We start from the raw sequence: 2,042 nt of genomic DNA on the forward strand, positions 1-2,042 counted from the left end.
ATCTGATGGACGAGCCGGCATGAGCCTCGACGCCGCCATGATGCGTGCAACCGCTCCCGCCATCCTGCCGGGTAGCGGCGGTCTGCGCGGCGCTCTGTCGGACCTTTTCTGGCGCAAGCCGAAGGTCCTGTTGCTGCTCATGCTGCTGCCTCCGGTTTTGTGGCTGGGCATCGTCTATATCGGCTCGCTGTTTGCGCTGCTGGCGCAGAGCTTTTTCTCCATCGACGAGTTTTCCGGCCTCATCGACCGCGAGTTCACGCTCAAGACCTATGGCGATCTGTTCCAGGCTGCCAATCTCGACATCATCCTGCGCACGGTGACGATGGCGGCTCTGGTCACGCTGGCCTCGGCCGTCATCGCCTTCCCCATCGCCTACTACGCGGCGCGCTATGCGCGCGGCCGCTGGAAGGCCTTGTTCTATCTCGGCATCATGCTGCCGCTGTGGTCCAGCTATCTGGTCAAGATCTACGCCTGGAAGCTGATCCTGGCCAAGGAAGGCATCCTCACCTGGCTGCTCGCCAAGCTACATTTGTTGTGGGTTCTCGACGCTTGGCTGTCGCTGCCGATCGTCGGCGGCAATTCCCTGTCGGTATCGTTCACCGGCACCTTCATCGTCTTCGTCTATGTCTGGCTGCCGTTCATGATCCTCCCCGTTCAGGCGGCGCTCGAGCGCGTGCCCGGCAATCTGGTCGAGGCCTCGTCCGACCTCGGCGCTTCACCGGGACAGACCTTCCGCAACGTGCTGTTTCCGCTGGCGCTGCCGGGCATCGTCGCCGGTTCGATCTTCACCTTCTCGCTGACGCTCGGCGATTACATCATCCCGCAGATCATCGGCACCTCGCGTCTGTTCATCGGCCAGGCGGTCTATTCGCAGCAAGGCACCGCCGGCAACATCCCGCTCGCCGCCGCCTTCACCGTGGTGCCGATCGTCATCATGGGCTTCTATCTCTGGGGCGCCAAGCGCATGGGGGCCTTCGATGCGCTCTGATGGTTCCCAGTCGGCTCCGCTCGGCCTGAAGATTGCCGCCGCCTGCGGGCTGCTGTTCCTGCACCTGCCGATCCTGCTGATCTTCGTCTATGCCTTCACCACCGAAGAGAAGAGTTTCGTCTGGCCGCCGCCAGGGCTGACGACGCAGTGGTTCGCCGTGACCTGGAACCGGCCAGATGTCTGGCAGGCGCTGTCGCTGTCGGTCAGGGTGGCCGCGATTTCGACGGCGATCGCGCTCATCCTCGGCACGCTCTGTTCGGCGGCGGTGTCGCGGACAAGATTCTTCGGCCGCGAAACCATCTCGCTGCTGGTCATCCTGCCGATCGCGCTGCCCGGCATCATCACCGGCATTGCGCTGCGCTCGGCCTTTTCGCTGGCCGACATCCCGTTCTCGTTCTGGACGATCGTGCTTGGCCACGCCACCTTCTGCGTGGTCGTCGTCTACAACAACGCCGTCGCCCGTTTCCGCCGCACTTCCGGTTCGATGATCGAGGCTTCGATGGATCTCGGCGCCGACGGTTTTCAGACCTTCCGCCATGTCGTGCTGCCCAACATCGCCACGGCGCTGCTTGCCGGCGGCATGCTGGCCTTCGCGCTGTCCTTCGACGAGGTCATCGTCACCACCTTCACCGCCGGCCAGCAGCAGACGCTGCCGATCTGGATGCTGGAAGAACTGATCCGTCCGCGCCAGCGCCCGGTCACCAATGTCGTTGCCATGGTCGTCATGCTGGTGACGTTGCTGCCGATCCTTGCCGCTTATTACCTCACCCGTGACGGCGACCAGATCGCTGGAAGCGGGAAATGAAAAACAGCGAATAGGGAGTAGCGAATAGGGATCGACGGTCAAACCCTACTCGCTTTCAGCTACTCGCTACTCGCTTCTGTAAAGGGAGAAACCTTATGGACACCCAGATGCTGATCGGCTCGAAATTCGAGAAGGGCACCGAGACCGAGGAGCCGATCCTCAATCCAAAGACCGGGGCGACCATCCTCAACCTGCCCGAGGCCAGCCAGGCGCAGATCGAGGCGGCGGTCACTGCTGCCGAACAGGCGT

General features: G+C 62.8%; 2 protein-coding genes and 1 pseudogene. All 3 read left to right on the forward strand.

From position 1 onward, the window contains the following. Window positions 1-37: 37 nt before the first annotated feature. A complete protein-coding gene (locus tag EOA22_RS31665) occupies window positions 38-988 on the forward strand; it encodes an ABC transporter permease (RefSeq protein ID WP_210183137.1) in 951 nt (316 codons plus the stop codon). Further along, window positions 978-1,793, forward strand: coding sequence for an ABC transporter permease (locus EOA22_RS31670; RefSeq protein ID WP_024503371.1), 816 nt, complete (start codon window positions 978-980; stop codon window positions 1,791-1,793). The genes EOA22_RS31665 and EOA22_RS31670 overlap by 11 nt, the downstream gene beginning before the upstream one ends. Window positions 1,794-1,888: 95 nt before the next feature. Then, window positions 1,889-2,042: pseudogene (locus EOA22_RS31675) on the forward strand (gamma-aminobutyraldehyde dehydrogenase); the annotation flags it as partial.

This window comes from Mesorhizobium sp. M7A.F.Ca.US.014.04.1.1 (assembly GCF_003998745.1).
GTDB lineage: Bacteria > Pseudomonadota > Alphaproteobacteria > Rhizobiales > Rhizobiaceae > Mesorhizobium > Mesorhizobium ciceri.

What these genes read in the sequence shown, in the direction of transcription:
- EOA22_RS31670 (WP_024503371.1), top strand. Translation starts at nt 978, where the DNA reads ATGCGCTCTGATGGTTCCCAGTCGGCTCCGCTCGGCCTGAAGATTGCC.
- EOA22_RS31665 (WP_210183137.1), top strand. Translation starts at nt 38, where the DNA reads ATGATGCGTGCAACCGCTCCCGCCATCCTGCCGGGTAGCGGCGGTCTG.